The sequence below is a fragment of the Amycolatopsis sp. genome, assembly GCF_025464955.1.
In the GTDB taxonomy this organism is placed as follows: domain Bacteria; phylum Actinomycetota; class Actinomycetes; order Mycobacteriales; family Pseudonocardiaceae; genus Amycolatopsis.
This window is the reverse complement of sequence record NZ_JAODNM010000167.1, coordinates 117496-143905: the sequence shown is the minus strand read 5'-3', so window position 1 is coordinate 143905 and position 26410 is coordinate 117496. Positions and strand designations below refer to the sequence as shown.

Here is a 26410-nt window from a genome sequence, read left to right as displayed (position 1 = left end):
ACCGCAAGGTCTGGGTATTCTGCGGCGATGGCGAGATGGACGAGCCGGAATCGATGGGCGCGATCGGCATGGCCGCGCGCGAGCGCCTCGACAACCTGGTGATGGTCGTGAACTGCAACCTGCAGCGGCTCGACGGCCCGGTGCGCGGCAACGGCAAGATCATCCAGGAGCTGGAGTCGTACTTCCGCGGCGCTGGCTGGAACGTGATCAAGGTCATCTGGGGCCGCGAGTGGGACGCGCTGCTGCACGCCGACCGCGACGGCGCGCTGGTCAACCTGATGAACACCACGCCGGACGGCGACTTCCAGACGTACAAGGCCAACGACGGCGCCTTCGTCCGCGAGCACTTCTTCGGCCGCGACCCGCGGACCAAGGACCTCGTGCACGACCTGTCCGACGGCGACATCTGGAACCTCAAGCGCGGCGGCCACGACTACCGCAAGGTGTACGCGGCATACAAGGCCTCGCTCGAGCACCACGGCCAGCCGACAGTGATCCTCGCGCACACGATCAAGGGCTACGGCCTGGGTTCGTCGTTCGAGGGCCGCAACGCCACGCACCAGATGAAGAAGCTCACGCTGAGCGATCTCAAGACCCTGCGCGACACGCAGCGCATCCCGATCAGCGACGAAGAGCTCGAGCGCAACCCGAAGCTCCCGCCGTACTTCCACCCCGGCAAGGACTCCGCCGAGATCGAGTACATGATCGGGCGGCGGCGCACGCTCGGCGGGTTCCTCCCCGAGCGGCGGCCGGCCAGGGCGAAAGCGCTGGTCCTGCCGGGCGACAAGGTCTACGAGGGCATCCGCAAGGGCTCCGGCAAGCAGGAGGTCGCCACCACCATGGCGTTCGTCCGACTGGTCCGCGAGCTGGCGAAGGACTCCGAGATCGGCAAGCGGATCGTGCCGATCATCCCGGACGAGGCCCGCACCTTCGGCCTCGACTCGATGTTCCCGACGGCCAAGATCTACAACCCGCACGGCCAGACGTACACCTCCGTCGACGCGAGCCTCATGCTGGCGTACAAGGAGTCCGAAAAGGGCGTCATCCTGCACGAGGGCATCAACGAGGCCGGGTCCACGGCGTCGTTCACCGCCGTCGGGTCGTCCTACGCCACGCACGGCGAGCCGCTGATCCCGATCTACATCTTCTACTCGATGTTCGGGTTCCAGCGCACCGGCGACGGCCTGTACGCCGCCGCCGACCAGATGGTCCGCGGGTTCATCGTCGGCGCCACGGCCGGTCGCACCACGCTGACCGGGGAAGGCCTGCAGCACGCCGACGGGCACTCACTGCTCCTGGCGTCGACCAACCCGGCCATCGTGGCCTACGACGCGGCGTGGTCGTTCGAGATCGCGCACATCGTGCGGGACGGGCTCCGCCGGATGTACGGCGAGACCGGGCCGGACAACAACGGCGAGAACGTCATGTACTACATGACGATCTACAACGAGCCGTACCAGCAGCCGGCCGAGCCGGCGGACCTCGACGTGGACGGCCTGCTCAAGGGCCTGTACCGCTACGCCGCGGCCGCCGAGGGCGACGGTCCCGAGGCGCAGATCCTGGTCTCGGGCGTCACGATGCCCGACGCACTCAAAGCGCAGCGGATGCTGCTCGACGAGTGGGGCGTGCGGGCTTCGGTGTGGTCGGCGACCTCGTGGACCGAGCTGCGGCGCGACGCCGTCGAAGCCGACCACGAGAACCTGCTCCACCCGGCCGACGAGGCGAGGGTGCCGTACGTCACTCAGGTCCTCCAGGGCGTGGCGGGGCCGGTTGTCGCGGTGTCCGACTGGATGCGGTCCGTACCGGACCTCATCCGCCCGTGGGTCCCGACCGACATGCTGACGCTCGGCACCGACGGGTTCGGGTTCTCCGACACCCGCCCGGCCGCCCGGCGGAAGTTCCTGGTCGACGCCGAGTCGATCGTCGTCGGCACGCTCACCGCACTGGCCAAGCGCGGCGAGGTCGACCGCTCGAAGGTGATCGAGGCGGCGAGCAAGTACCGCATCGACGACCCGACCGCCGCCGGTCCGTCGACCTCGGACGCCGGCAACGCGTAGTCCGAACGAGCGTCCGAACGAGCGCTCACTGAGCGGGCTTGCCCTGACCACAACCGGTCAGGGCAAGCCCGCTCATGGCGTTCGGCCCGCGAATGAGCTATACATCGGATGTCTGGCTCCACTCGCGGAAGAGATGATCAAGTGACTCAGCGCCGTCTGCCCCGCCCGTCCGAGCTGCAGCAGCTCCTGCGGCCGAAGCCGTTCGTGTTCAACCCCACCGACCGACGGCTGGCCGGCGCGCACACGATCCCGGATCTGCGCACGCTCGCGCGCAAGCGCACCCCCCGCGCCGCGTTCGACTACACCGACGGCGCGGCCGAGCTCGAGGACAGCCTGCGCCGCGCGCGGCAGGCTTTCCGCAGTGTGGAATTCCACCCGAACATCCTGCGCGGAGTGTCCGATGTGGACACCAGTGTCGAGATCCTCGGCAAGCGGTCCGAGCTGCCCTTCGCGTTCGCGCCGACGGGTTTCACGCGGATGATGAACCACGAGGGCGAGCGGGCCGTCGCGCGTGTCGCGCAGAAGAACGGCCTGCCGTTCTCGCTGTCGACCATGGGCACCACCTCCATCGAAGAGGTCGCCGAGGCCGCACCCGAGGCCAGGAAGTGGTTCCAGCTCTACGTCTGGCGTGATCGCGGCGCCGGCGCCGACCTGATGAACCGCGCGTGGGAAGCAGGCTTCGACACGCTGCTGCTGACGGTGGACACCCCGGTCGCCGGCGCCCGGATGCGCGATGTGCGCAACGGTCTGACCATCCCGCCTGCCTTGACCCTGAAGACGTTCGTCGACGGCGCGACCCACCCCGCCTGGTGGATCAACCTGCTCACCACCGAACCGCTGACGTTCGCGTCGCTGAGCCACTTCGACGGGACTGTCGCCGAGCTGCTCAACAAGCTCTTCGACCCGACGCTCAACTTCGACGACCTCGACTGGGTGCGATCGGCGTGGCCCGGCAAACTCGTCGTGAAGGGCATCCAGAACGCCGACGATGCCCGTGACGTGGTGAAACACGGCGCCGACGCGGTCATCCTGTCCAATCACGGCGGCCGCCAGCTCGACCGCGCGCCGACCCCCCTCGAACTGCTCCCGTCGGTGCTCGACGAGGTCAACGGCGGTGGCGAGGTCTGGCTCGACACCGGCATCCTGTCCGGCGGCGACATCGTCGCCGCACTGGCCAGGGGCGCCGACGCCTGCCTGATCGGCCGCGCGTTCCTCTACGGCCTCATGGCCGGCGGCGAGCGCGGTGTGCAGCGCTGCGTCGACATCCTCCGCACCGAGATGGTCCGCACGATGCAGCTGCTCGGCGTCCGCACCATCGGCGACCTGCGCCCGACCCACGCGACCTTGCGTTAAGGACTCGTGAGCGTTCCGGCTTGGCCCGGGTGCGGGTGTCCCGCATGGCGCTGTAACCGGCCGGAACGCTCACGAGCCGAGCGGCTCCAGCTCCACCAGCCGTGGATGACGAGCGCGGCGAACACGAGGTAGATCGACGCCGAGAAGTAGAGCCCCGACGAGATCTGCAGCGGGACACCGATCGCGTCGACGACCAGCCAGACCAGCCAGAACTCGACCAGGCCCGCGCCCTGTGCGGCGAAGGCGACCAGGGTGCCGATGAAGATCGCGGCGTCCGGCCAGGGCGCCCACGAAGCGTTGAGGGCCTTCAGCACCAGCGCCATGGCGACCGTGCCGACGACGAACGCGCCTCCCATGACCAGGCGCTCGTGCAGCCGGCCCTTGCGGACCGCCACCCCGTACACCGGGTCAGTGCGCCGCGACCACGCCCACCAGCCATAGAGCGAGATCAGCAGGATCGCCACCTGGCGACTCGCCAACCCACCCAGATGCGCCGAAACATAGACGGCGAACAACAGCACGGTGGCGCCCACCTGAACGGGCCATGTCCACAGCGTGCGCCGCTCGGCGAGGAAGACGACGGCGAGCGCGAAGATCTGTCCGGCCAGTTCGGCGATCGAAATCCACTCGCCGAACACCGTCACCCCGTGATGCAGCAAGAACCCCATCGAGCGCCCCTTCCCGTTCACCGGCAAGAACACCCGAGAACGCTGCCGTATTCCAGCGCCTCGGGCAGGCGAAAAACATGATGTCGGTCACGGAAAAACCGGAGAACCCCAGGGTGAACAACACTCGTGTTATCTCTTCGGACAGCACATAACCGCAGGACAAAGGCACTTTCTATGATCGTCATCGCGCGGCTTTCCGAGTCGGTGAAAACCTCGGTCACGCACGATTGGGTGAGTCGGGTAGCGCGAGAAGATCGACTGGATCCATACTTGTCTTACCGGTGGGGACCGGGGAGACGAGGCCGTCCGGCGCAGCGGAAACGCAAGCGCCGGGCGGCCTCGAGTTATTTACCGCTCTTGGTGTCCCGAGATGGTGTCCCCGCGCCCCCGGAAGTTCACGCGGCTCGCAGCGCGTCGCGCAGTTTGACCTTCGCGCCCGTCCGCATCACGGAGTTGCGGTAGATCCGCCCGGCGAACCACACCAGCACCGGGATCAAGATCACCACCAGCAGCACCGAAAGCCCCGCTTCCCACACCGGCACCCCGCCCATCGCCAGCCGCATCGGCATCAGCGTCGGCGCGAACACCGGGATCAACGAAAGCACTTCGGCCAGCGAACTACCGGGGTTCGACGGCAACACAGAGAGACCGACCACGTACCCAGCGATGACGAACAGCAGTGCCGGCATCACGGCGCCGCTCACGTCTTCCTGCCGCGAGACCAGCGCGCCCAGGGCGGCGAAGATGATCGCGTACATGAAGAACCCCAGCAGGTACCAGACGACCAGCCAGATGACCGTGCCCACCGCCGCGGAGACCGAAATCGTCAGCACCCCCGCGGCCAATGCGGCGATGATTCCCACCGCGCCTATCGCGATCATCTGGATCAACCCGACGACGCCGATTCCGAGGACTTTGCCCGCCATCAACTGCCACGGCCGGATCGTCGCGAGCAGCAATTCGACGACACGGCTCGTCTTCTCTTCGACCACGCCCTGCGCGACCATTTGGCCGTTGAGCATCAGCGAGAGGTAGATCAGAATTCCGGCGATGATGCCGAGGATCAATTGCTGCGTGTTGTACGGATAGGGAGTTTCCAACGGCTCGGTATGGACATTCGCCGCGGCCACTTTCGCATTCACCGCGGCCGGGTCGCCGTGGAGATCGACGATCTGCTGATTGAGCGCGGACTGCCCTGCCAGCACGTTGAGCACGCTTCTCAGCCCGCCGTCGAGATCCTTCTTCACGACCACGTTGACCGCGCCGGGCCCGGCGACGAGCAGGGCGTCTAGCGAACCGGCGGACACCTTGTCCCGGCCTGCCTGGTCCGAGGCGACCTCGGTGACGGCGATCGTCTTGCCGATCGCGTTGCCGCTGGCCTGCAGCGGAGCCGCCAGGGACGCTGTCTGCGACGTGTAACCGACGGTCTCGTCGACCCCACCGCTCCCGCTGGTCAGTTTCAGGACCACGACGGCCGCGATCATCAGCAGCAGGATCGCCGCCGTGCTGACCAGGTAGGCCTTGGACCGCAACCGGGTGCTCAGCTCGCGCGAAGCGACCAGCCCGATGGTGGACACGGGGCTCATCCGGACGTCGGGAACGGGCGTGTTCATGCCGCCTCCTGGGTGTCGACGGTGACCACACTGCGGAACAGTTCGGCCAGTGTGGGCAGCCGGTGCGCGAACTCGTGCACTGGCCCGGTTTCGAGGGCAGCTCTCAGTACGGTTTGGTCGTCCACACCGGTTTCGAGCTCCAGCTCCGTCTTCTCCCCGTCGTGGCTGCGTACGGTGACTCCGGCGAGCGCGTCGGCCCAGCCGGGCTGCGCCTTAGGTGCGTGGACGATGAGCCGGACGGCGCCGCCGGCCCGCAGCTCGTCGACGGTGCCGGATTCGACCATGTGCCCGGCCCGGACGATGCCGACCCGGTCGCACAGCCGCTCCACCAGCTCGAGCTGGTGGCTCGAGAACACCACCGGCACGCCTTCGTCCGCCTTCTCCCGCAGCACCTGGCTCATCACGTCGACCGCGACCGGGTCGAGGCCGGAGAACGGCTCGTCGAGTACCAGGATGCTCGGGTTGTGCACCAGTGCGGCCGCCAGCTGGACCCGCTGCTGGTTGCCCAGGCTGAGCTTCTGCACCTCGTCGTCACGCCGCGCGGCCACCCCGAGACGCTCTGTCCAGTCCGTCGCGGACTGCATCGCGGCCTTGGTCGACATCCCGTGCAACCTGGCCAGGTACACCAGCTGGTCGATGACCTTCATCTTCGGATAGAGGCCACGTTCCTCGGGCATGTACCCGATGTGCCGGCGCGTCTCGAGGGTGATCTTCTCGCCGTCCCAGCGGACCTCGCCCGAATCGCTCGACAGCACACCGAGCGCGATGCGCATCGTGGTGGTCTTGCCCGCGCCGTTGCTCCCGACGAACCCGAAGAGCTCACCAGCCCGGACCTCGAAAGTCATCTCCCGCAGGGCGACGACGTCGCCGTACCGTTTGGAGATCGCGTCGATCTCCAACCGCCTGTCCCGCATAAGCCCCCTCCCCCGCTCCCAGCCGGCAGGTGACCCGCCGCCGAATAAAGTGATATCACTATGATAGCCAAGCGTCCCGTGCTCGACCAGAGGCAGATGGCGGTGCCGACGTAGTATCTCCGCACCATGGCAGAGGCAATCCCCCGGCGAAGAGCCCCCAAACACCACGGCCTGTCGGCCAAGACCTTGCGACGACTCGAAGGCGCCACGGGCCGTTTGGCCTCCGCCAGCGTGGCCGCGGCCGAGGAGCGGCTGAGCTGGTTCGGCAGGCTACCCGCGGACCAGCGCGCGACCGTACTGCTGATCACCCAGACAGGCGCCGCCGGATTCGTCGACTGGCTTCGCGATTCACAGGAGGCGCTGAACCTGACCACCGAGGCCTTCCGCGGCGCGCCGACCGACCTGTCGAGGTGGATCAGCCTGCGGCAGGCCGTCGCGCTGGTACGGCTGGCGATCGAGGTGTTCGAGGAGCACCTTCCCGAGTTCGCCGCGAGCGAGCTGGAGCGCGCGGCGCTGATCGAGGGAATCCTCCGCTACGGCAGGGAAATCGCCTTCGCGACCGCCAATTCGTACGCGGCGGCGGCCGAGGCCCGTGGCGCGTGGGACGCCCGGCTCGAAGCACTCGTCGTCGACGGCATCGTCCGTGGTGACGCCGAGGAGTCCGTCCTCTCCCGGGCGGCCGCGCTCGGCTGGGACCCGACCGCGCAGGCGACCGCGCTGGTCGGCAATCCACTCTCGGAAGATCCCCCGACCGTGGTGTTCGAGGTGCGCAGCCGTGCGGCGCGGGTCGGCAGGCCGGTGCTGCTGTCGGTTCAGGGCTCCCGGCTGGTGGTGGTCGTCGGCGGCGCGACCGACGGCGGAGTGAAGGAACGCGAGATCCTGGCGAAGATGTCCGAGGCGTTCGCGCCGGGCCCGGTCGTCGCCGGCCCGACCGTGCCGACCCTCGCCGAAGCGCACTACAGCGCCACGGAAGCGCTGTCCGGGCTGCGCGCGGTCACCGGCTGGCCCGCCGCGCCTCGTCCGGCGCGCTCACGCGACCTGCTCCCGGAACGCGCGCTCGCCGGCGACGCCGAAGCCGAACGGCTGCTGATCGAGGAGATCGCGAAACCGTTGGAGGACGCCGGTTCCACCCTGCTGGAAACCGTCGAGACCTACCTCGAGAACGGGGGCGTGCTGGAAACCTGCGCCAGGGCGCTTTTCGTGCACCCCAACACCGTTCGCTACCGCCTGCGCAAGGCCGCCGATCTGACCGGGCGGCACGCCGCCGACCCCCGTGACGCACTCGTCCTGCGGATCGCGCTGACCGTCGGACGACTGGCCAGGGCCCGCGGTATCTGGTGACCAGGTCACCGAAGTGACCGGCGCCACCGGCACCGTACACAGGGTGACCGAGTTCACTGCGAAATATGCTTGAACCCGACAAGGCATCTGGGTTACCGGGCCTCATCTTCTGGACGTATTTGGAGGGTTCCTACAAGTTCGCCCGTCCGACTTGGTGAGTGGCGGCATCACGACCCCGAGCCCGGACGTGTTGTCTAGGGGGGTGACTGCAGTACTCGCCCCAGGACAGGGGTCCCAAGCACCCGGCATGCTGACGCCGTGGCTCGAACTCGCCGGCGCCCGCGAGACCGTGGCGCGCTGGTCGGAGCGGACCGGACTCGACCTGCTGCGGCTCGGCACGGAAGCCGACGCGGAGGAGATCCAGGACACCGCCAACACGCAGCCGCTGATCGTCGCGCTTTCGCTGCTCGCCTACGATCGGGTCGCGAAGATCGCCTCGGTGCCGTCCGACTCGCCCGTCGCGGGCCACTCGGTCGGTGAGCTGACGGCGGCGGCGATCGCCGGCGTGCTGTCCCCCGAGGACGCTGTCGCGCTCGCCGCGGTGCGCGGCGCGGAAATGGCGAAGGCCTGCGCGCTCGAACCCACCAGCATGGCCGCGATCATGCTGGGCGACCCCGAACAGATCGTCGCTTGGCTGGCCGACCACGGCCTGGCCGCGGCGAACCGGAACGGCGCGGGGCAGATCGTCGCCTCCGGGGCGGCCGACGCGATCGCCAGGATCGTCGCGGACCCGCTGGAGGGCACCAAGGTTCGCGCGCTCAAGGTGGCCGGCGCGTTTCACACCTCTTACATGGCCCCGGCGGAGGACGCCCTGCGCGCCTACGCCAAGGACATCACCCCGGCCGACCCGACCCGGCCCCTCCTGTCCAATGCGGACGGCACGGTGGTCACCAGCGGCGCCGAGTACCTCGAGCGGCTGCTCACCCAGGTCACCAGCCCGGTGCGCTGGGACCTGACAATGGACGGGCTGGCGTCGCTCGGGGTCACCGGCACGGTCGAGCTGCCCCCTGCCGGCACGCTGACCGGGCTTATCAAGCGCCAGCTCAAGGGCATTGTGACCACGACGATAGCCTTGAAGACGCCGGCGGAGCTGGCGAAGCTCGAGGCCCAGGAGGACGCTGAATGAGCCAGGACCGACCCGTCTTGCAGCAGCTGCAAGGACCCAGCTCGACCCGCATCCTCGGCGTGGGCAGCTACCAGCCCGAGCGGATCGTCACCAACGACGAGCTGTCCGAGACCATGGACACCAACGACAAGTGGATCCGTGACCGCGTCGGCATCATCGAGCGGCGCTTCGCGGCGAAGGACGAGCTGCTCGTCGACATGGCCGTCAAGGCCGGCGCGAACGCACTCGCCGACGCCGGCGTCGACCCGTCCGAAGTGGACACCGTGATCGTGCCGAACTGCACGATGCCCTCGGGGATCCCCAACGCCGCGGCCCAGGTCGCCGACCGGATCGGGATCACCGCCCCCGGCGCGTTCGACCTCAACGCCGCCTGCGCCGGCTTCTGCTACGGCCTCGGGGTCGCCTCCGACCTCATCCGGGCCGGCAGCGCGGGCAAGGTGCTGGTCATCGGCGCGGAGAAGCTCACCGACTCGGTCGACCCCACCGACCGGGGGAACGCGATCATCTTCGCCGACGGCGCGGGCGCGGCACTGGTCGGCGCCTCCGACACGCCGGGCATCGGCCCGGTCACCTGGGGCAGCGCCGGCGACCTGGTGGACAGCATCTACATGCGCGACCACAAGTACATCTATCAGGAGGGCCAGTCGGTCTTCCGCTGGGCGACCACCCAGATCGCGCCGATCGCGCTGCGCGCCCTCGAGCTCGCCGGGCTCGAACCGTCCGATGTGGACGTGCTGATCCCGCACCAGGCCAACCTGCGTATCGTCGAGGCCATCGCGAAGAAGCTTCGCGCCAAGGGTGCTCGCGAAGACATGGTGGTCGCCGACGACATCCGGTACTCCGGCAACACCTCCTCGGCATCGATCCCGCTCGCGCTGGACCACATGCGCCAGGCGGGCACGGCCAAGTCCGGTGACGTCGTACTGGCCGTCGGTTTCGGCGCGGGCCTCTCCTACGCCGGGCAAGCCTTCATCTGCCCGTAGCACTTCCCCCGCGGGTCCTATGCCCGCGGGGAGTACCGAAGAACATCTAGAAGGGAACATCCCAGTGGCAGACAACGCAGAGATCCTCGCCGGCCTCGCCGAGATCGTCGAAGAGGTCGCCGGTGTGGCGCAGGACGACGTCACCGCCGAGAAGTCCTTCGTGGACGACCTCGACATCGACTCGCTGTCCATGGTGGAGATCGCTGTCCAGGCCGAGGACAAGTTCGGCGTGAAGATCCCGGACGACGAGCTCGCCAACCTCAAGACCGTCGGGGACGCCGTCACTTACGTCTCCGCGAACCTCAAGTAACACACCAGAGGCGCCGACCTTGGGAGATTCCATGAGCAACATCGACGTCGTGATCACCGGGATGGGCGCCACCACGCCTCTTGGCGGAGACGTCGCGTCCACCTGGGACGGTCTGCTGGCCGGGAAGAGCGGGATCGGTCCGCTCGTCGCCGAGTGGGCCGACAAGTTCGACCTGCCGGTCAAGATCGCGGCACAGCTCGCGGAAGATCCCGCCGAGGTGCTTCCCCGGGTGCAGGCACGAAGGCTGGACCGTTGCGAGCAGGTGGCCGTCATCGCCGCGCGTCAGGCGTGGGCCGACGCGGGGTTCACCATCCCCGATGACGACCACCAGGACGTGGAGCCCGAGCGTCTGGGGGTGGCCATCGGCACCGGTGTCGGCGGGCCGGTCACCCTGATCAATCAGTTCGGTCTGCTGCAGGAGTACGGCATCCGCAAGGTGTCGCCGCTGACCGTCCCGATGCTGATGCCGAACGGCCCGGCCGCGCATGTCGGTATCGAGCTCAAGGCTAGGGCCGGCGTGCATTCGCCGGCGTCGGCTTGTGCCTCCGGTGCCGAAGGCATAGCGACGGGCTACGAAATGATCCGTTCCGGGCGGGCCGACGTCGTGGTCGCCGGTGGTGCGGAAGCCTGCATCCACCCGATCACCCTGGCCGGTTTCGCCCAGGCCCGGACGGTGTCCACGCGCAACGACGACCCGACGCACGCGTCGCGGCCGTTCGACTCCAACCGGGACGGTTTCGTACTCGGCGAGGGCTCCGGCGTCGTAGTGCTCGAACGCGCGGACCTCGCAAAGGCCCGTGGCGCCAGGGTTTACGCGAAACTGGCCGGGTTCGGCATCACCTCGGACGGTTACCACATCACCGGTAACCACCCCGAGGGCATCGGCCAGATCGCCGCGATGCGGGCGGCCATCAAGATGGCCGGCCTATCCGCCTCGGACATCGGCCACGTCAACGCGCACGCCACCTCCACGGTGGTCGGCGACATCGGTGAGGCAGCGGCCATCCATACCGCGATCGGCGACCACACCGTGGTCACCGCGCCGAAGGGCGCGCTCGGCCACCTCGTGGGCGGCGCGGGCGCGGTCGAGGGCATCGCCACCATCCTGGCGATCTACCACGGCCTCGTCCCGGCCACGCTGAACCTGGACAACCTCGATCCGAAGGTCCAGCTCGACGTGGTCGCCGGGGAGCCGCGCAAGGTCGAACTGACCGCCGCGCTGAGCAACTCGTTCGGCTTCGGCGGCCATAACACCGCGCTGCTCTTCACCGCCGCGTAAGGCTTTTCCACCAAGGCTCCCTCAAGGCCACTTCAGGTGCGTTGACCGCACCTCAAGTGGCCTTGAGGGTTTTCCAGCCTCTTGTGTCGTTGCGCATGCGGGTGGCCGGGCGGGGGCCGTACCCATCGCAACTCGCCGTCGAGTTGCGGTCTCTTAGAAACTAAGACACCCCACCAAAGCGCAAAGTGCCCTGCTTGCGCACGCTCAGCAGCGGGCGGGCTAGCAGGCGTCCTTTTCGAGGGTGTTCCCCGTGCCGGCCACGTCGAGTTTCCAGGCGTTGTTCTCCGGCACCACCGACCACACCGGCCGCCAGCGGATGCAGGAGGCCTTCAGCTCCGCGGGGGCGTCCTCAGGGTTCTGCGTGCTGGTGAACCCCAGCAGCACGCGCAGAGTGTCGTCGGGCGCGGTCTCGATGCGGTAGATCGTGATACTGCCGTCCCTGGTGGACTGGTTGCCCTTGCGCCAGTCCTGCTCGGTCTTCTGCTGACGGCGCTTGACGGTCACGGTGGTGGTCCACAGGGCGTACTCGCGCTGGTTGATCGAGTCGAAGTAGGCCTGGAACATCGCGCGCAGCGCGGCGCCCTGCGGATGGTCGGCCGCGTCCGGGGTGAGCAACACCGTGGACGGGCCTGGTTCCTCGGCCGCCGACAGGGAGCTCGACGTGGGCGCGGCGGCGACAACTCCAGCGGGCTGGTCGGCAGGGGGCTGCTTGTACACCTCTCGGGCGAGCAGGCCCCCGCCGATCGTCAGTGAGAGCACGACGATCAGGGCGGGGATCAGCCACCGTTGCCGGACAGGTGCGGGCGAAGCGGACGTCACCCGTAGAGGCTAGCCGCTACCCGACTTGGTGCAGCCAGGTCACCGGTGCTCCGTCGCCGGCGTGCCGGAACGGCTCCAGTGCTTCGTCCCAATTCGCCCCGAGGAGCTCGTCCAGTCGGTGCGCGACCTGTTCACCGGCACGGCTTGTGCCGACCAGTGCGCGCAGGTGGTCCTCGCCCACGACAAGGTCACCGTTGGCGCTGGTCCGGCCGTGCCAGAGGCCGAGTCCGGGCGCGAAGCAGTAACGTTCGCCGTCGACACCGGCGCTGGGCTCTTCGGTGACCTCGAAGCGCAGCATCGGCCAAGCCTTCAGCGCACAAGCGAGTTTGCCGCCGGTGCCCGCGGGCGCGCTCCAGCCGCATTCTGCTCGTAACTGACCCGGATTGGCCGGCTGCGCCGTCCATTTCAGGTCCGTCCGGCCACCTAGGGTGCCCGAAATAGCCCACTCGACGTGCGGACATACCGCAGACGGCGACGAGTGGACGTACACCATGCCACGGGTGTTGCCACGGGTGCTCACTGCTGACCTCCGCTACTCGACGAGGGGCGTCTTCCCCTACGACCTCGCGAGTTTCGGTTGCTGCATTCGTGGCGCGTCCGGGACGCGGTCAGCACAGTGTGCACCCGAACCATGCACTTTGGCCACACGAACCCCATAAGTCTCAGTGAAGAATCAGTGAATGTGACCGTGCATACGCCGTACGTCATCTGCACGCCCACCTCTCACTCTTACGCCTCGAACGCGCACCGAGCGTAACCATCATGGCCAGATAGACGCTTCAGTCGTGTGTACGTTGCCACCAGGCCGCCATCGGCCAGTGACCTTGGTCACGTGGAGAACCAGGCGGCGGAGATACTCATCCCACTGATGGTCACCCGGTCAGGGGAGGCTGTCCTCCGCGGCGGGACCAGGGCCGCGCGCTAGCCTCAAGGCGCCTGACAGCAGAAACAAGCAGGGGAGGGCAGCGGGGTGCGACTCGTACGACTGGGTCAACAGCCGTCGAGGGTGGCCGAGGACATCCGCGCGGCACTGGCTTCGCTCGGCAGGGGCGGCAACGTCATCGGCGGGATCGCGCTGATCGGGGCCAGGCCCTTCGGCGACGACCGGGTCATCGACGCCGCGGTGGTCCTGCCCCGCGGTGTCCTCGTCGTGATCGGCGTCGACCTGCCCGATCCGTCGATGCTGCTGGAAGCCCCACTGCACGGGCAGTGGAAGACCGACGGCTGGCCGCTCGTCCACGCCGACGAGACCGTCAACCCCGCGACCGGCGCCCTCGCCCTCGCTGACGCCGTCGCCGCGTACGTGCGCGAAGCGGAAGCCGGCGAGCAGGTCGGGACAGTGGTCGCGGTGGGCCCGTTCGTCGACACCATCGACCAGCCGCCAGCCGACCTCACCGGCAACGTCCGGGTCGTGTACCCGACCCCGACGAGCATGCTGGGCGCCACCACTTCACTGGCGACGTCACCGAACCAGCGGTCGGTGCGCCAGGCCAGGAACGTACTGCGGCTGCTGGCGCCGAACATGCCGGAACTGGCGGATGACGTGCTGCTGGCCGAGGGGTTCAGCCCGAGCCCGCCGGAAGTGCTCCCGGTGGCCGAGGAGAGCGCCCTCGCCACGTTCGCGCCGACGATCCCCGCCGAGCACCCCGGACGTGCCACGGCGACGGCCACCATGGCGCCGGCCGCTCCGCCCGTCACCGCCGCGCCGGCACCCGCGCCGGTCGCGCCCCCGGGGCCCGTGGCACCGCCCGCCGCTCCCCCAGTAGCACCGCCGGCACCGCAGACGCCTGCCCCGCGCCAGGTGCCGATGGCACCCCCGCCGCCGATACCGCCGCCGATGTCGCACTCCGTACCCCCGCAAGCCGCTCCACCGCCGCCCCGGGCCCCGGTACCCGCCCCCGCCCCCGCCCCGACTGCCCCGCCCACGCGCCCTCGGCGTTCGCCCGTGGTCCGCTGGCTGCCGATCGGGGCCATCGGACTGCTCGTCGTGCTCCTGGTGGCCGCCGTGGTGGTGGCCAGTAGCGGTGGCGACAAGAGCCCCACGGCCGGAGCGACCGCCAAGCCCGCGCCGGCCTCTAGCGCTGCCCCGACGCCGAGCAGCCATCCGGTCGAGGGCACGCAGTTCACCCTTCAGGCCTCGAGCGCGGACCAGAAGTGCGCGTCGCACGGTTTCGGCGACGTCCAGGCGAGCCTGCAGCGGACGAGCTGCGCGGAGGTCACGCGCGGCAGTTTCGCCGCACTGGTCGACGGCAGGCCGGCCGCCGCGACGGTCGCCGTCATCACGTTCACCGATGCCAAGGTGGCCACCGACTTCCGAGCCGTCGCGGACACTCCCGGCGGCGGCGGGATCATCGACGTCGGGAGCGAAACGGGCAAGTGGCCGCGCGGCACGCCCCAGTTCGACGGCGCCGCGTACGCCAGCTCGCTGAGCGGCAACGCCGTCCGCCTGGTCGAGGTCGCGTGGTACCCGGGCCTGTCGACCCCGGACGACCCCGCGCTCGTCCGCGCCGCGAAGGCAGCGCTGGACCTCCAGCTCACCGCGTAGCCGAAAGCTGCGCGCTACAGGCCGTACGCCTCGAGCAGCCGGAGCCACACCTCGCTCATCGTGGGGAAGGCGGGCACGGCGTGCCAGAGCCGTCCCAGCGGGACTTCGCCGACGATCGCGATGGTGGCCGCGTGGAGCAGCTCCGCAACATCCTGACCGGCGAAGGTGGCTCCCACCAGCACTTCGCGTTCGGTGTCGACGACGATTCGGGCCTTGCCCTGGTAACCGTCGGCGTGCAGCGAAGAACCCGCGACCGCGATGTCGATATCGACCACGCGGTGCGGTTGGCCGTCGACAGCTCCGGCGAGGCCGACCGAAGCGACCTCGGGATCGGTGAACACCACCTGTGGCACGGCGTGGCGATCGGCCGTCGCGGTGTACGGGCTCCACGCCGCGCCGTCGACCTGGTCACCTCGCGCCTCGGCGGCGATCGCGTCCCCGACCGCGCGGGCCGCGTACTTCCCTTGGTGGGTAACCGGTGCGCGCCCGGTGACGTCGCCGGCGGCGAACAGCCAGCCACCGTCCACACCGGCCACCCGGCCTACGTCGTCGACGGTCAGCCGGTCGCCGGCCTGAAGCCCGATCGTGTCCAGGCCGACGTCAGCCGTCGCCGGCCGGCGTCCGGTGGCGAGAAGCAGCTTGTCTACGTCGACCGTCTTGCCGCCCTTGAGTTCGAGCCGGGCGGAACCGTCCACTTCGGATACCCGGTCCAGCCCGGACCTAGTGTGCACGGTGACCCCGTCGGCACACAGCCCGGCTAGGACGGCATCTCCGGCGAATTCGGGCAGCTTCGGCAGCGGGCGGTCGCCGGTGATCACCAAGTGGACCTCGGCGCCGAGCTTGGCATAAGCCTGGGCCATCTCCACCCCGACGACCCCGCCGCCGAGCACCCCGAGCCGCGCGGGCACCTCACTCGCCGAAGTCGCCTCCCGCGAGCCCCAGACCGGCACGTCGCCGATGCCCGGGATCGGCGGCACACTCGGCACGCTGCCGGTGCACACGACCACGGCCCGCCGGGCGGTCAGGACCCGGCCGCCTTCGAGGGTGACCTCGCGCTCGCCGGTGATGCGGGCGTGTCCCCGCATCGGCTCGATACCCGCGCCAGTCGCCCAGTCGTACTGGCCCTTGTCGTCCCCTTTGGACGTGAACCAGTCGCGGCGGGCGAACACCGCCTCCGGGTCGATCCGGTCCCCCACCGGCACCCCGGGGACCCGCTTGGCCGCGGCCAGCAGGCTTCCCGGGCGCAGCAAGGCCTTACTGGGGATGCAGGCCCAATACGAGCATTCGCCGCCGAACCGCTCGTGCTCGACAAGGGCCACGGACAGCCCGCCCCGCACCGCGCGTTCCGCCGCGACCTCGCCGACCGGACCCGCGCCGATCACCACTACATCAAAAGTTTCTCCGGCCATGGCACCAGCGCACACCAGCGGGAGCCTGCGCGCAACCCAAAGGTATCCTCACTTCCGACCCGGACGAGTCGGCGGCAGCGCACATGAGAAGCCGCCGTACCGGTCGCGCATTGGACATCGAGCGAGTACGGGGAGTTTTCGTGGCCCAGAACACGGCTGTGCACTTGTTGGACGACATCACCGGCGAGCCCGCCGGAGAGACCATCGCTTTCTCGCTCTACGGCGTCGACTACGACATCGACCTGTCGACCGAGAACGCCGCCGAGCTCCGGGAAATCCTCGATCCCTTTGTCTCCCACGGCCGCCGCACCGGTGGACGCAAGCGCGCGCCGCGCATCATCGCCCAGCCCAAGTCCGCCAGGGCAAAGACGCCGCGAGCCAAGGCCGAACCGGCCCCGAAGCGCGCGACCGGCCAGAAAGCCACCGCTGTCAAGGAGATCGCGGCCGCGCCGCTCACCAAGCCGCGCGCCGCGAAAGCGACCGCCCCGGTTAAGGCCGCTCCGGTGAAAGCCGCGCCGAAGAAGGCGGCCGCGACCAAGGCCGCGCCGGCCAAGCAGGCTCCGAAAACCGTCGCACCAGCCAAAACCCTGCCGCTCAAGGCCGCCCCGGAAAAACCCACCCGCCGCGCCGTGCGCAAGGCTCCCCCGGTCACCTTCTCCGCGGCGCAGTAATACGGCTATCGCTGGCGGCCGTCGGTGTGCCAGGCCGGGTACCGGTAACGGGATTCGAGCAGTTTCCGCCGCCAGTCCTCTTCGGTCGAGTCGGGTGGCCTCGTTTCGAGGTCCCCGAACAAGCCGGCCGCGGCGCTCAGCACCGCTTCGGAGACCTCCTCGACGCCGGCGCGCACACCGTGATCGGCCAGCGAGGCGACCGGGCTGCGGTGGGAGTCGAGTGGCTTGGGGTCGGCCGGCGCCGAGGTCAGGTACGCGCCGACGCGCTCGGCCGGAGTGCCGATGAGCAACGTCGAATGGGCAAGCAGACCAGTCCTGGTACGGAACACCGCGAACCCGCACAGTTTCGCCTGCCCGATGAACAGGCCGCGCTCACCGAGCCGCGGCGGTAGCCCGAGCTTGGCGACGGCGGCGCTCATCAGCTCTCCGATAGCTTCGAGCGGCCGGGGCGCGGGGCCGGGCAAAATGAGACTGACGTTGAGGTTGCCGGGGTCGTGGAACACCGTGCCACCGCCACTGGCCCGGCGCAGCACCGGGATGCCGTCGCGGACGCAGGCGTCCTCACGGACTTCGCGCGCGATCCGCTGGCCGCGTCCGACGACGACACAGGCCGGGTTGCGCCACAACCACACCACCGGCCGATCGGGCTCGGCCCGCAGCAGCGCTTCGTCGAGCGCCAGGTTTTCAGCCGGATCCTCGGACTCGCCGAGGATCCGGCTGATGCGCGTCATAGCGCTTTGAGCTCCTCCACGATCGAGCCGACCGAGGACTTCGCGTCCCCGAACAGCATGCTGGTCTTCGGATCGTAGAACAGGTCGTTGTCGATCCCGGCGAAGCCCGAGCTCATCGACCGCTTGAGCACGATCACCGACCGGCTGTGGTTCACCTTGAGGATCGGCATCCCGTAGATCGGCGAACCCGGGTCGGTCTCCGCCGCCGGGTTGGTGACGTCGTTCGCGCCAATGACCAGTGCCACGTCGGTCTGCGCGAACTCGGAGTTGATCTCGTCCATCTCCTTGAGCTGCTCGTACGGCACGTCGGCCTCGGCGAGCAGAACGTTCATGTGCCCGGGCATCCGGCCGGCCACCGGGTGGATCGCGTAGGCGACGTCGATGCCCTTGGACTCCAGCAGCTTGGCCATTTCCCGGACCACGTGCTGAGCCTGCGCAACGGCCATGCCGTACCCGGGCACGACCACGACCTTGCTCGCGTACGCCATCTGGATCGCGGTGTCGGCCGCGCTGGTGCTCTGGATCGGCCTGTCCTCGGCGGACTTCGGGCCCGACACCGCCGAGCCGCCGCCGAACCCGCCGGCCACGATCGCCGGGATGGACCGGTTCATCGCCTTGGCCATCAGGTTGGTCAGGATCGAGCCCGACGCGCCGACGATCATGCCGGCCACGATGAGCGCGTTGTTCTCCAGCGCCAGCCCCATCGCCGCCGCGGACAACCCGGTGAGCGCGTTGAGCAGCGAGATGACGACCGGCATGTCCGCGCCGCCGATCGGCAGCACCGCCGTCATTCCGAGGATCGCCGCCGCCACCAGGAGCCCGATGATCAGGAGCTGCGAGTCCGCGCCGAAACCGATCGCCACCGCACACGCGATCGCGATGAGCAGGAGGACGGCGTTGAGCGGTTTCTGCAGCGCGCCCAGGCTGATCGGGCGGCCGGAGATGAGCTCCTGAAGCTTGCCGAACGCGATATTCGAGCCCCAGAACGAGATCGAGCCGATGATCGCGGCGAACAGGGAAGCGATCGCGACGTACTTCGGCTCGTTTGCATAACCGTCCGAGGTCCGGAATTCGACCCACGCGATGAGCGCGACAGCACCACCGCCGACGCCGTTGAACAACGCGACCATCTGCGGCATCGCGGTCATCTTGACCTTGCGCGCGGCCGGTACACCGACCGCGGCGCCGATCGCCACGCCCAGTGCGATGAGCAGCCAGTTGCTCATGCCCGGGGTCAGCAAGGTCGCGACCACCGCGATGCCCATGCCGACCGCGGCGATCAGGTTGCCCCGGACCGCGGTGCGCGGACCGGTCAGCCCCATCAGGCCGTAGATGAACAGGGCGAACGCGATGATGTAGAGAACGGCGATGAAACTGGTCATGAGTCGGCACCGTCCTTGTCGACCGGCGTGACTTCCGGCTTGCGCTGCTTGAACATGGCCAGCATCCGGTCGGTGACCAGGAACCCGCCGACGACGTTGATCGTGCCGAAAGCGATCGCGATCACCAGCAGGATCTTGTTCAGCACCCCGTCCGCGCCCAGGCCGAGCACGATCAGCCCGCCGAGCAGCACGATGCCGTGGATGGCGTTCGTTCCGGACATCAGCGGGGTGTGCAGGGTGTTGGGGACCTTCGAAATGACGGTGAATCCGACGAATCCGGCGAGCACGAGGATCGCCAAGCTCTGCACCAGCATTACTCGGCGCTCCTCTCGCGGCCGGCCACACACGCCCCGGCGACGATCTCGTCGGAGAAGTCCAGTGCCAGCTTTCCTTCGCCGTCCACCAGCAGCTCCAGTAATTCGGTGATGTTGCGGGCGTAGAGCTCGCTGGCGTGTGCGGGCATTTCGGCGGCCAGGTTGAGCGGGGAGCAGATGGTGACGTCGTATTCGACGACCTCCTCGCCCGGTTTGGTCAGCTCGCAGTTGCCGCCGGACTCGCCGGCGAGGTCGACCACGACACTGCCCGCGGGCATCCCGCGAACGGCGTCGGCCGTGACCAGCGTCGGCGCCTTGCGGCCGGGGACCAGCGCGGTGGTAATCACGACGTCGAACCGCGTGATCGCCTCGGTCAGCCGCCGTTGCTGCTCGGCGCGTTCGTCATCGGTGAGCTCTCGGGCGTACCCGCCTTCACCGGACGCCTCGATGCCGAGGTCCAGGAACTTCGCGCCGATCGAGCGCACCTGCTCCCCGACCTCGGGGCGGACGTCGTAACCGGTGGTCTGCGCGCCGAGCCGCTTCGCGGTCGCCAGCGCCTGCAGGCCGGCGACCCCGGCTCCGAGCACCAGCACCTTCGCCGGGGGAACGGTGCCGGCAGCGGTGGTGAGCATGGGGAAGAACCGGGTGAGCCGCTCGGCCGCGAGCAACACTGCCTTATATCCCGCGACGCTGCTCTGCGAGGACAACGCGTCCATCGCTTGAGCGCGAGAGATCCGCGGAATGGATTCGACGGCGAACGCGATCAGCCCGGCCTTTTCCAGCGCGGCGAGGCCGTCCGGATCGGAACGAGGGTTGAGGAAACCGATGAGCAACGTGCCCGGTTTGAGTCTCGCGACTTCGTCGGGTGTCGGCGGCGCGACCTTGAGCACGGCGTCGGCGTCCCACGCTTCACCGAGCTTCGCGCCGGCCGCCTCGAACACGTCGTCCGACAGATGGGCCTGAGCGCCCGCGCCCGGCTCGACAATAACCCGCAGGCCGCGTTTCACCAGCCGCTCGATGAGCTTCGGTACCAACGCAACCCGGCGTTCGCCTGGCCTGGATTCTCGAACGACGCCCACCGTCAACGGGTCGGTATCGGCCACTGCGCAACCTCCTCGGTAAAGAGGGAAAGCGTGCTCTCTCGATCACCGAAGGTTGTACCACGCGCCAGTCTGAGAACCCCAGACAAAAGTGGCGCAGGTTCCACATTTCGATATTGCGGTTTCGTCTTACGGAAACGATCAGTGGATCGATTCAGTGGCGCTTATTTACTGCGCCAAGCCGGAACGCCGACAAAGATCAACCGCAGGCGCTTTTCCGCGGTACGGATGAGGGTTTCGTCGGTCTCGGCGTCGCGCGGACGAGCGTCCAGCAGCTCGAGGACGGTCGAGAGCATGGCGTTCACGATGAGGTCCGCCATCATGCGCAGGTCCTCGGTACTCCACTCGCGCAGTTGCTCGAAGCGCGCGAGGTCGATCGCGAGGTCAGTGGAGAACAGCTTGAGTTCCGCGCCGATGGCCCGCTGGACCGGGCCGGTACCGCTGTAGCGTTCCCTGGTCAGGAACCGGAAGTGGTCCTCGTGCGCGCGGACGTGCTCGTGCAGCGTCCGCACCGACGCGCGAATGAGGTGCGTGTAGGCCTTCGAATCACTCCGGGCGGCGCGGATCATGCCACGCAGCGTGCGCATGGACTCCTCGACCAGCGCGACACCCAGTTCGTCCATCGAGGCGAAGTGCCGGTAGAACGCCGTCGGGACGATGCCGGCGCCCTTCGCCACCTCGCGCAGGCTGAGGTTCGCGAAACCCCGGTCGGCGAGCAGCTCCAACGCGGCGTCGAGCAACGCCTGCCGCGTGCGCTGCTTGCGCTCCTGGCGGCTCACGGGCTCCACGGTCACATCGGACAGCGTACGGGTGCCGCCGCTATCACCCACGTCACATCACCTCGCCTTCCGGTTGACAGTTCCCGGCTGATGCATTCCACTGTTCAGTGTACATCCGTTCACTGGAACTGGAGGTGTGATGACAGCGCTCGTAGCCGGCCGGACCCGGAGGCTCGCCTCCCTGGCCGAAGCCCTGCTCACCCCGCACGGCATGGACCGCTATCTGGAACTCGTCAACCCGATGCTGGTCCGCCGCGAGATCCGCGGTGTGGTGACCGGTGTCCGCCACCAGACCGCGGACACGGTGACGCTGACCCTCCGCCCCAGCCGCGCGTGGCGGGGTTTCACCGCGGGCCAGTACGTGCGTGTTTCCGTTGACATCAACGGGGTTCGCCGCACCCGCTGCTACTCGCCGTCCTGCTCGCAGCACACCCGCGACGGCCGGCTCGAACTCACCGTCAAGGCCGACCCACAAGGCCTGGTTTCGCGGTACCTGCACGAAAATGCCGAGCCTGGCATGGTGCTGGGACTGTCCCAACCGGACGGTGGCTTCACGATGCCGGACGACCGCGCCGAGCGCACACTGCTGATCAGCGGTGGCAGCGGGATCACGCCCGTGCTCTCGATGCTGCGCACACTGGCCGACGAAGGACACCGCGGCGAAATCGTGTTCCTGCACTACGCGAACACGGCCGACGACGTCCTTTACCGCGAGGAAATGGCGCAACTTTCGGCGCAGCACCCGAACGTCCGCGTCGTACTCGCCTACACGCTGGCAAAAAAGGGCGCCGACCTGCACGGGTTCTTCTCCGCGAAGCACCTGAAGTCGGCAGCGCCGGCCTACCGCGACGCGCAGACGTACCTGTGTGGACCGAAGCCGTTGATGGACTCCGTACGCGAGGTGCTCGGCGCCGAGGGCTTGAGTGCACAATTGCACACTGAAGAGTTCACCCCGCCCGCACTGAGGTTCAATGCCGAGGACGCGAAGGGTCAGATCCGCTTCGCGCACAGCGGCAAGGAGTTCGCGAACTCCGGCAAGCCGCTGCTGGAACAGGCCGAGGACGCGGGCCTGTCACCGGAGCACGGCTGCCGGATGGGCATCTGCTTCTCGTGCACGAAGGTCAAGACGTCCGGCTGTGTGCGCAATGCCAAGTCCGGCGAGCTCTCCGACGACGAGAACGTCGAAATCCAGCTCTGCATCTCCGTCCCGGTCGGGGACGTCGAGATCGCCGGCTGACCACTACTGCCTGAAGGAGACCCGAGATGACCGGTTTACAGGACCGCCTCACCCCCGCCCAGATCGACGAATTCGGTCGCGAGCTCGACGAGCTACGCCAACGGATCGTGGCCGACCTCGGCAAGGAAGACGTCGACTACATCCACAACGTCATCAAGACCCAGCGCGCGCTGGAGATCACCGGCCGCGGGCTGCTGTTCGCGGGCTTCTTCCCGCCCGCGTGGATCGCCGGCGTCGCCGCGCTTTCGGTGTCGAAGATCCTCGACAATATGGAGATCGGGCACAACGTCATGCACGGCCAGTACGACTGGACGCGTGACCCGGCGCTGAGTTCGCAGAAGTTCGAATGGGACAACGTCGCGCCCGCCGAGAACTGGCGGCACTCGCACAACTACCTGCACCACACCTACACCAACATCCTCGACAAGGACCGCGACATCGGTTACGGCGTCCTGCGGATGGACCAGTCGCAGCGGTGGCACCCGTACTACCTGGGCAACCCGGTGTACGCGACGCTGCTCGCGATCTTCTTCCAGTGGGGCGTGATGCTGCACGACCTCGAGTTCGACCGGATCGTCAAGGGCGAGCGCACCTTCGCCGACACCAAGGAAGTGTCGCTGAAGATGCTCAAGAAGGCGTCCCGGCAAGTCGGCAAGGACTACGTGCTGTTCCCGCTGCTGACCGGGCCGTCCGCGCCGCTGACCTTCGTCGGCAACGCGACCGCGAACCTGGTCCGCAACCTGTGGTCGTTCTCGATCATCTTCTGCGGCCACTTCCCCGCCGACGTCGAAAGCTTCACCCAGGAAGAGACCGAGAACGAGTCTCGCGGGCAGTGGTACCTGCGACAGATCCTCGGCTCGGCGAACATCTCCGGCGGGAAGCTGTTCCACATCATGAGCGGGAACCTCTCGCACCAGATCGAGCACCACCTGTTCCCGGACATCCCGGCGCGCCGGTACCCGCAGATCGCGGGCGAGGTGCGGGCGATCTGCGAGAAGTACGGCCTGCCGTACAACACCGGCGGCCTGTCCAAGCAGCTCGGCTCGGTGGCGAAAAAGATTGTGAAGCTCGCGTTGCCGTGGGTCGGTACGCCGCGCACGCCCAGTACCGTGGAGCGGGACAGGATCCTCCAAGCAGCGTAGGGACTCTCACCATGGTCGGTCAGTTCGAGAGCGGCAAGGACACCGTTCAGGTGATCACGGAGTCGGCCGCCACGCATATCGGCAACATCGCGACCATCATCACCGGTGCCGTCCGCGACATCGCCCGGGAGACCGGCGATTGGCTCACCGACGTCATCGAGATGCGCGAAGCCTCGCAGAAGGCCCAAGCCGACCACCCCGCCGTGGTCGATGCGGAAGAGGTCTCGGAGTAGGCCTCGTGAGTGTTCCGGCACGCCCGGGTGCGGGTGTCCCGCAGGACACAGCAACCGGCCGGAACACTCACGAGGCCACGGCTGACGGCACGGTTACGGTGGGGCACATGTATTCCGTTGAGATCGAGGTGTCCACCGGGCGCGAGGCCGTCGTCCACGATCTGACGAAGGACGCCGAGCGCTTCCTCGCCGAGGCCGACGCCGAGGACGGCCTCCTGCACGTCTGGGTCCCCCACGCGACGGCGGGACTCGCGATCCTGGAGACCGGCGCCGGCAGTGACACCGATCTGCTCGCCGCGCTCGAGAACCTGCTCCCCCGCGACGACCGGTGGCGGCACCGGCACGGCAGCCCGGGCCACGGCCGCGACCACGTCCTGCCCGCGCTGCTGCCGCCGTATGCCACTGTCCCGGTGCTCGGCGGAGTGATGGTGCTGGGCACCTGGCAGTCGGTGTGCCTGGTCGATACCAACGTCGACAACCCGGTTCGGCGGGTCCGGTTCAGTCTGCTGCCCGGCTGACGCCGGTACCGTCGGTGCCGTGACGACGACAAGCGAGCACCGGCTGGTGCTGTGGGACATCGACCAGACCCTCGTCGAGATGAGCGGGCTCGGTGCCGCCTGGTACGCGACGGCGATGCTGGCGGCGACCGGGGTCACGATGGGCCCGATGCCGGTGTTCGGCGGCCGGACCGAACGCGCCATCACCATCGAGCTGCTGATCACCCACGACGTCGAACCGACCGAGGAGACCATCCGACGGGTGTGGGCCGAGCTCGTCCTCGCGGCCGAACAGGCCGGTGCGACCATCCTCGAACGTGGTCGTGCGCTTCCCGGTGCGGCGGCCGCGCTGTCTTCGCTGGCCGGCGAGTCCGGAGTCGTCCAGTCGCTGGTAACCGGCAACCTGCCGGAGGTCTCGAGGCACAAGCTGACTCCGTTCGACCTGCACACGCACATCGACTTCGAGATCGGCGGCTACGGGTCGCTGTCGGCGTACCGGCCGGAGTTGGTGCCTCGCGCGGTCGAGCTCGCGACGGCCAAGCACAGCCGGGAGTTCCCGCCGGAGTCCGTGGTGGTCATCGGCGATACCCCGCACGACGTCGAAGCGGCGTTGCAGCACGACGCCGTCGCCGTGGCCGTGGCGACCGGGCAGTTCAGCGCCGACGAGCTGCGCGACGCGGGCGCGCGGACCGTACTCGCCGATCTCTCGGATCTCGACGCCGTTCGCACCGCGATTCTCCGGACTCACGCCTAAACTGACTCTTCGTGACCTGTCCCGAGGACGGGGAACCGGAGTTCCAGCAGTTCGTCGATCCACTCACCGGGCGGCCGCTTCCGGCCCCGGAACCGCAGGCGAGGGTGGAGCCAGACCCCACGCCGGCCGTTGACGACCCCTCGACACCCGGCGGCCTGCGCCGTCATCCCGCGCTGCTCGCGGTCCTGGCGGGGACGGCCGTACTGCTGCTCGCGTTCTTCGCCTTCGTGACGACTCCAAACAGCTACCCGGACCGGCTCGGCCCCGTGTCTCAGGCGGGCTCGGACCTGCCCCCGCCGACGGTGAGCCCGCAGCCGAGTGCGCCGATGGTGCCTTCGGTGCCCGGCTGGCTGCCCGTGTCCTCGGCAGAGGATCGTTTCAGCTTCGACGTGCCCCCGGACTGGACGGTCGAGGAACCGGGTTCGATGATCGGCTTCGAAACGCCCGACGGGCAGCTACTGGCCATGCACGGGGTCAGCCGGTTCGAGACCAACTTCTGCCCCACCCTCGACGTCTCCGCGCGGGCGCAGGCAGGGTTCACCACGATCGACACCGACGAGGTCACCGGCGATGCCGAAGCCGCGCGGCGGACCGCCATCCAATGGGCCGAAGCCGCCTACAGCTCGCCGGACGGGACCACCCGGCCGTCGATCAGCCTCTCCGCGGTGGCACCGGTCCGAGTGCTGGCCGGGACGGTCGAGGCCGAGCAGGTCATCGCGACCATCCGGCCCGCCGGGCGCAACGGGTGCAGCCCGCCGTCGGTGTCGATCATCGCCACCGCACTGCCGATCAGTGCCGATCCGACCGTGACCGCGTTCCACGTACACCTGATCCTGGCCGATCAGCAGGTGCCCGACGCCATCGAGCCGTCGGTGTCCGCCCAGATCGTCGCCAGCATCCGACACACCCCGTAGCGGCATTTTGTGGCTCTTCGGTCGTCGGTGTGGGTGCTGGTTGCTGTGGACTAGCTGCGTTTTACCGCACCAAGGGCCGGGTCGTGTCGGTGTACGGCGAATGCCGGTGTCCGGAGCTGGGTGTGGGACTCGTCGGTCTGAGTGTGGGACTCGCCCTCGCTGAACGTGGGACTCGCACAGCGCGTCGGCGAGTCCCACACTCAGGCCCGGCGAGTCCCACGTTCACCACCAGCAACTCG

26 protein-coding genes are annotated in these 26410 nt (G+C 68.5%); 15 read left to right on the top strand and 11 right to left on the bottom strand.

Annotated features, from left to right (window positions below; genetic code table 11):
- Both aceE and JWQ81_RS42400 read left to right on the top strand, forming a co-directional pair.
- The coding region (gene aceE, locus JWQ81_RS42405) for a pyruvate dehydrogenase (acetyl-transferring), homodimeric type (RefSeq protein ID WP_297551062.1) at positions 1 to 2057 on the top strand (2057 nt) is incomplete at its 5' end.
- Between the two features lie 141 nt (positions 2058 to 2198).
- Entirely contained in the window at positions 2199 to 3410 is a 1212-nt protein-coding gene (locus JWQ81_RS42400; RefSeq protein ID WP_297551060.1) for an alpha-hydroxy acid oxidase, read from the top strand.
- On the opposite strand, the gene JWQ81_RS42395 is transcribed toward JWQ81_RS42400, so the two are convergent.
- The 3 genes from JWQ81_RS42395 to JWQ81_RS42385 all read right to left on the bottom strand — a co-directional run bounded on the left by JWQ81_RS42395 (position 3407) and on the right by JWQ81_RS42385 (position 6605).
- The gene (locus tag JWQ81_RS42395; RefSeq protein WP_297551058.1) at positions 3407 to 4078 is read right to left on the bottom strand and encodes a nicotinamide mononucleotide transporter family protein; all 672 of its coding nucleotides are present in this window, start codon (positions 4076 to 4078) and stop codon (positions 3407 to 3409) included. The genes JWQ81_RS42400 and JWQ81_RS42395 overlap by 4 nt on opposite strands.
- 395 nt (positions 4079 to 4473) lie before the next feature.
- The gene (locus JWQ81_RS42390) at positions 4474 to 5691 is read right to left on the bottom strand and encodes an ABC transporter permease (protein ID WP_297551056.1); all 1218 of its coding nucleotides are present in this window, start codon (positions 5689 to 5691) and stop codon (positions 4474 to 4476) included.
- Positions 5688 to 6605, bottom strand: coding sequence for an ABC transporter ATP-binding protein (locus tag JWQ81_RS42385; protein ID WP_297551055.1), 918 nt, complete (start codon positions 6603 to 6605; stop codon positions 5688 to 5690). The genes JWQ81_RS42390 and JWQ81_RS42385 overlap by 4 nt, the downstream gene beginning before the upstream one ends.
- Before the next feature lie 126 nt (positions 6606 to 6731).
- On the opposite strand from JWQ81_RS42385, the gene JWQ81_RS42380 reads away from it, so the two are divergent.
- The 5 genes from JWQ81_RS42380 to JWQ81_RS42360 all read left to right on the top strand — a co-directional run bounded on the left by JWQ81_RS42380 (position 6732) and on the right by JWQ81_RS42360 (position 11644).
- On the top strand, positions 6732 to 7946 hold the full coding sequence (locus tag JWQ81_RS42380; RefSeq protein ID WP_297551054.1) for a helix-turn-helix domain-containing protein: 1215 nt from the start codon (positions 6732 to 6734) through the stop codon (positions 7944 to 7946).
- A 187-nt stretch (positions 7947 to 8133) separates the two neighbouring features.
- The gene (locus tag JWQ81_RS42375) at positions 8134 to 9072 is read left to right on the top strand and encodes an ACP S-malonyltransferase (RefSeq protein WP_297551086.1); all 939 of its coding nucleotides are present in this window, start codon (positions 8134 to 8136) and stop codon (positions 9070 to 9072) included.
- Positions 9069 to 10055, top strand: coding sequence for a beta-ketoacyl-ACP synthase III (locus JWQ81_RS42370; protein ID WP_297551052.1), 987 nt, complete (start codon positions 9069 to 9071; stop codon positions 10053 to 10055). The genes JWQ81_RS42375 and JWQ81_RS42370 overlap by 4 nt, the downstream gene beginning before the upstream one ends.
- A gap of 64 nt (positions 10056 to 10119) precedes the next feature.
- The gene (locus JWQ81_RS42365) at positions 10120 to 10365 is read left to right on the top strand and encodes an acyl carrier protein (RefSeq protein WP_297551050.1); all 246 of its coding nucleotides are present in this window, start codon (positions 10120 to 10122) and stop codon (positions 10363 to 10365) included.
- A gap of 31 nt (positions 10366 to 10396) precedes the next feature.
- Positions 10397 to 11644 carry a beta-ketoacyl synthase gene (locus tag JWQ81_RS42360; protein ID WP_297551048.1) on the top strand — a complete coding sequence of 416 codons (1248 nt, stop codon included), beginning with the start codon at positions 10397 to 10399 and terminating at the stop codon, positions 11642 to 11644.
- 219 nt (positions 11645 to 11863) lie between these two features.
- Here JWQ81_RS42360 and JWQ81_RS42355 read toward each other — a convergent pair whose 3' ends face one another.
- Positions 11864 to 12463: a hypothetical protein gene (locus tag JWQ81_RS42355; RefSeq protein WP_297551046.1), complete on the bottom strand. Its 600-nt coding sequence runs from the start codon at positions 12461 to 12463 to the stop codon at positions 11864 to 11866.
- 16 nt (positions 12464 to 12479) lie between these two features.
- The gene (locus JWQ81_RS42350) at positions 12480 to 12956 is read right to left on the bottom strand and encodes a DUF3145 domain-containing protein (protein WP_297551084.1); all 477 of its coding nucleotides are present in this window, start codon (positions 12954 to 12956) and stop codon (positions 12480 to 12482) included.
- A gap of 477 nt (positions 12957 to 13433) precedes the next feature.
- Between JWQ81_RS42350 and JWQ81_RS42345 the strand changes: the two genes are divergently transcribed.
- Positions 13434 to 15008, top strand: coding sequence for a hypothetical protein (locus JWQ81_RS42345; RefSeq protein WP_297551044.1), 1575 nt, complete (start codon positions 13434 to 13436; stop codon positions 15006 to 15008).
- Between the two features lie 14 nt (positions 15009 to 15022).
- Here JWQ81_RS42345 and JWQ81_RS42340 read toward each other — a convergent pair whose 3' ends face one another.
- A complete protein-coding gene (locus JWQ81_RS42340) occupies positions 15023 to 16417 on the bottom strand; it encodes an NAD(P)/FAD-dependent oxidoreductase (RefSeq protein WP_297551042.1) in 1395 nt (464 codons plus the stop codon).
- A 140-nt stretch (positions 16418 to 16557) separates the two neighbouring features.
- On the opposite strand from JWQ81_RS42340, the gene JWQ81_RS42335 reads away from it, so the two are divergent.
- The gene (locus tag JWQ81_RS42335; protein ID WP_297551040.1) at positions 16558 to 17088 is read left to right on the top strand and encodes an Lsr2 family protein; all 531 of its coding nucleotides are present in this window, start codon (positions 16558 to 16560) and stop codon (positions 17086 to 17088) included.
- Between the two features lie 5 nt (positions 17089 to 17093).
- Here JWQ81_RS42335 and JWQ81_RS42330 read toward each other — a convergent pair whose 3' ends face one another.
- The 5 genes from JWQ81_RS42330 to JWQ81_RS42310 all read right to left on the bottom strand — a co-directional run bounded on the left by JWQ81_RS42330 (position 17094) and on the right by JWQ81_RS42310 (position 21445).
- Positions 17094 to 17819, bottom strand: a complete 726-nt coding sequence (locus JWQ81_RS42330; protein WP_297551038.1) for a lipoate--protein ligase family protein — start codon at positions 17817 to 17819, stop codon at positions 17094 to 17096.
- On the bottom strand, positions 17816 to 19201 hold the full coding sequence (locus JWQ81_RS42325) for an NAD(P)(+) transhydrogenase (Re/Si-specific) subunit beta (protein ID WP_297551036.1): 1386 nt from the start codon (positions 19199 to 19201) through the stop codon (positions 17816 to 17818). The genes JWQ81_RS42330 and JWQ81_RS42325 overlap by 4 nt, the downstream gene beginning before the upstream one ends.
- Positions 19198 to 19515: an NAD(P) transhydrogenase subunit alpha gene (locus tag JWQ81_RS42320; RefSeq protein ID WP_297551035.1), complete on the bottom strand. Its 318-nt coding sequence runs from the start codon at positions 19513 to 19515 to the stop codon at positions 19198 to 19200. The genes JWQ81_RS42325 and JWQ81_RS42320 overlap by 4 nt, the downstream gene beginning before the upstream one ends.
- Positions 19515 to 20618, bottom strand: coding sequence for a Re/Si-specific NAD(P)(+) transhydrogenase subunit alpha (locus JWQ81_RS42315; protein WP_297551033.1), 1104 nt, complete (start codon positions 20616 to 20618; stop codon positions 19515 to 19517). Before JWQ81_RS42315 ends, JWQ81_RS42320 begins: the two co-directional genes overlap by 1 nt.
- A gap of 161 nt (positions 20619 to 20779) precedes the next feature.
- A complete protein-coding gene (locus tag JWQ81_RS42310) occupies positions 20780 to 21445 on the bottom strand; it encodes a TetR family transcriptional regulator (protein ID WP_297551031.1) in 666 nt (221 codons plus the stop codon).
- A gap of 88 nt (positions 21446 to 21533) precedes the next feature.
- Between JWQ81_RS42310 and JWQ81_RS42305 the strand changes: the two genes are divergently transcribed.
- From JWQ81_RS42305 to JWQ81_RS42280, 6 genes are all read left to right on the top strand, one after another.
- Positions 21534 to 22631: a ferredoxin reductase gene (locus JWQ81_RS42305; protein WP_297551029.1), complete on the top strand. Its 1098-nt coding sequence runs from the start codon at positions 21534 to 21536 to the stop codon at positions 22629 to 22631.
- Between the two features lie 26 nt (positions 22632 to 22657).
- Positions 22658 to 23773: an acyl-CoA desaturase gene (locus tag JWQ81_RS42300; RefSeq protein ID WP_297551027.1), complete on the top strand. Its 1116-nt coding sequence runs from the start codon at positions 22658 to 22660 to the stop codon at positions 23771 to 23773.
- Positions 23774 to 23784: 11 nt separating this feature from the next.
- The gene (locus tag JWQ81_RS42295; protein ID WP_297551025.1) at positions 23785 to 24006 is read left to right on the top strand and encodes a hypothetical protein; all 222 of its coding nucleotides are present in this window, start codon (positions 23785 to 23787) and stop codon (positions 24004 to 24006) included.
- Between the two features lie 107 nt (positions 24007 to 24113).
- The gene (locus JWQ81_RS42290) at positions 24114 to 24524 is read left to right on the top strand and encodes a secondary thiamine-phosphate synthase enzyme YjbQ (protein WP_297551023.1); all 411 of its coding nucleotides are present in this window, start codon (positions 24114 to 24116) and stop codon (positions 24522 to 24524) included.
- A gap of 19 nt (positions 24525 to 24543) precedes the next feature.
- A complete protein-coding gene (locus tag JWQ81_RS42285; protein WP_297551021.1) occupies positions 24544 to 25257 on the top strand; it encodes a haloacid dehalogenase-like hydrolase in 714 nt (237 codons plus the stop codon).
- Positions 25258 to 25268: 11 nt separating this feature from the next.
- Entirely contained in the window at positions 25269 to 26171 is a 903-nt protein-coding gene (locus JWQ81_RS42280; protein WP_297551019.1) for a hypothetical protein, read from the top strand.
- Positions 26172 to 26410: the final 239 nt, after the last annotated feature.

Excerpts from the sequence above, each read along its gene's own strand:
- JWQ81_RS42350 (WP_297551084.1), bottom strand. The coding sequence starts at position 12,956 with ATGGTGTACGTCCACTCGTCGCCGTCTGCGGTATGTCCGCACGTCGAG.
- JWQ81_RS42360 (WP_297551048.1), top strand. The coding sequence starts at position 10,397 with ATGAGCAACATCGACGTCGTGATCACCGGGATGGGCGCCACCACGCCT.
- JWQ81_RS42390 (WP_297551056.1), bottom strand. The coding sequence starts at position 5,691 with ATGAACACGCCCGTTCCCGACGTCCGGATGAGCCCCGTGTCCACCATC.
- JWQ81_RS42380 (WP_297551054.1), top strand. The coding sequence starts at position 6,732 with ATGGCAGAGGCAATCCCCCGGCGAAGAGCCCCCAAACACCACGGCCTG.
- JWQ81_RS42395 (WP_297551058.1), bottom strand. The coding sequence starts at position 4,078 with ATGGGGTTCTTGCTGCATCACGGGGTGACGGTGTTCGGCGAGTGGATT.
- JWQ81_RS42295 (WP_297551025.1), top strand. The coding sequence starts at position 23,785 with ATGGTCGGTCAGTTCGAGAGCGGCAAGGACACCGTTCAGGTGATCACG.
- JWQ81_RS42330 (WP_297551038.1), bottom strand. The coding sequence starts at position 17,819 with ATGACGCGCATCAGCCGGATCCTCGGCGAGTCCGAGGATCCGGCTGAA.
- JWQ81_RS42385 (WP_297551055.1), bottom strand. The coding sequence starts at position 6,605 with ATGCGGGACAGGCGGTTGGAGATCGACGCGATCTCCAAACGGTACGGC.
- JWQ81_RS42300 (WP_297551027.1), top strand. The coding sequence starts at position 22,658 with ATGACCGGTTTACAGGACCGCCTCACCCCCGCCCAGATCGACGAATTC.
- JWQ81_RS42325 (WP_297551036.1), bottom strand. The coding sequence starts at position 19,201 with ATGACCAGTTTCATCGCCGTTCTCTACATCATCGCGTTCGCCCTGTTC.
- JWQ81_RS42340 (WP_297551042.1), bottom strand. The coding sequence starts at position 16,417 with ATGGCCGGAGAAACTTTTGATGTAGTGGTGATCGGCGCGGGTCCGGTC.
- JWQ81_RS42305 (WP_297551029.1), top strand. The coding sequence starts at position 21,534 with ATGACAGCGCTCGTAGCCGGCCGGACCCGGAGGCTCGCCTCCCTGGCC.
- JWQ81_RS42290 (WP_297551023.1), top strand. The coding sequence starts at position 24,114 with ATGTATTCCGTTGAGATCGAGGTGTCCACCGGGCGCGAGGCCGTCGTC.
- JWQ81_RS42320 (WP_297551035.1), bottom strand. The coding sequence starts at position 19,515 with ATGCTGGTGCAGAGCTTGGCGATCCTCGTGCTCGCCGGATTCGTCGGA.
- JWQ81_RS42370 (WP_297551052.1), top strand. The coding sequence starts at position 9,069 with ATGAGCCAGGACCGACCCGTCTTGCAGCAGCTGCAAGGACCCAGCTCG.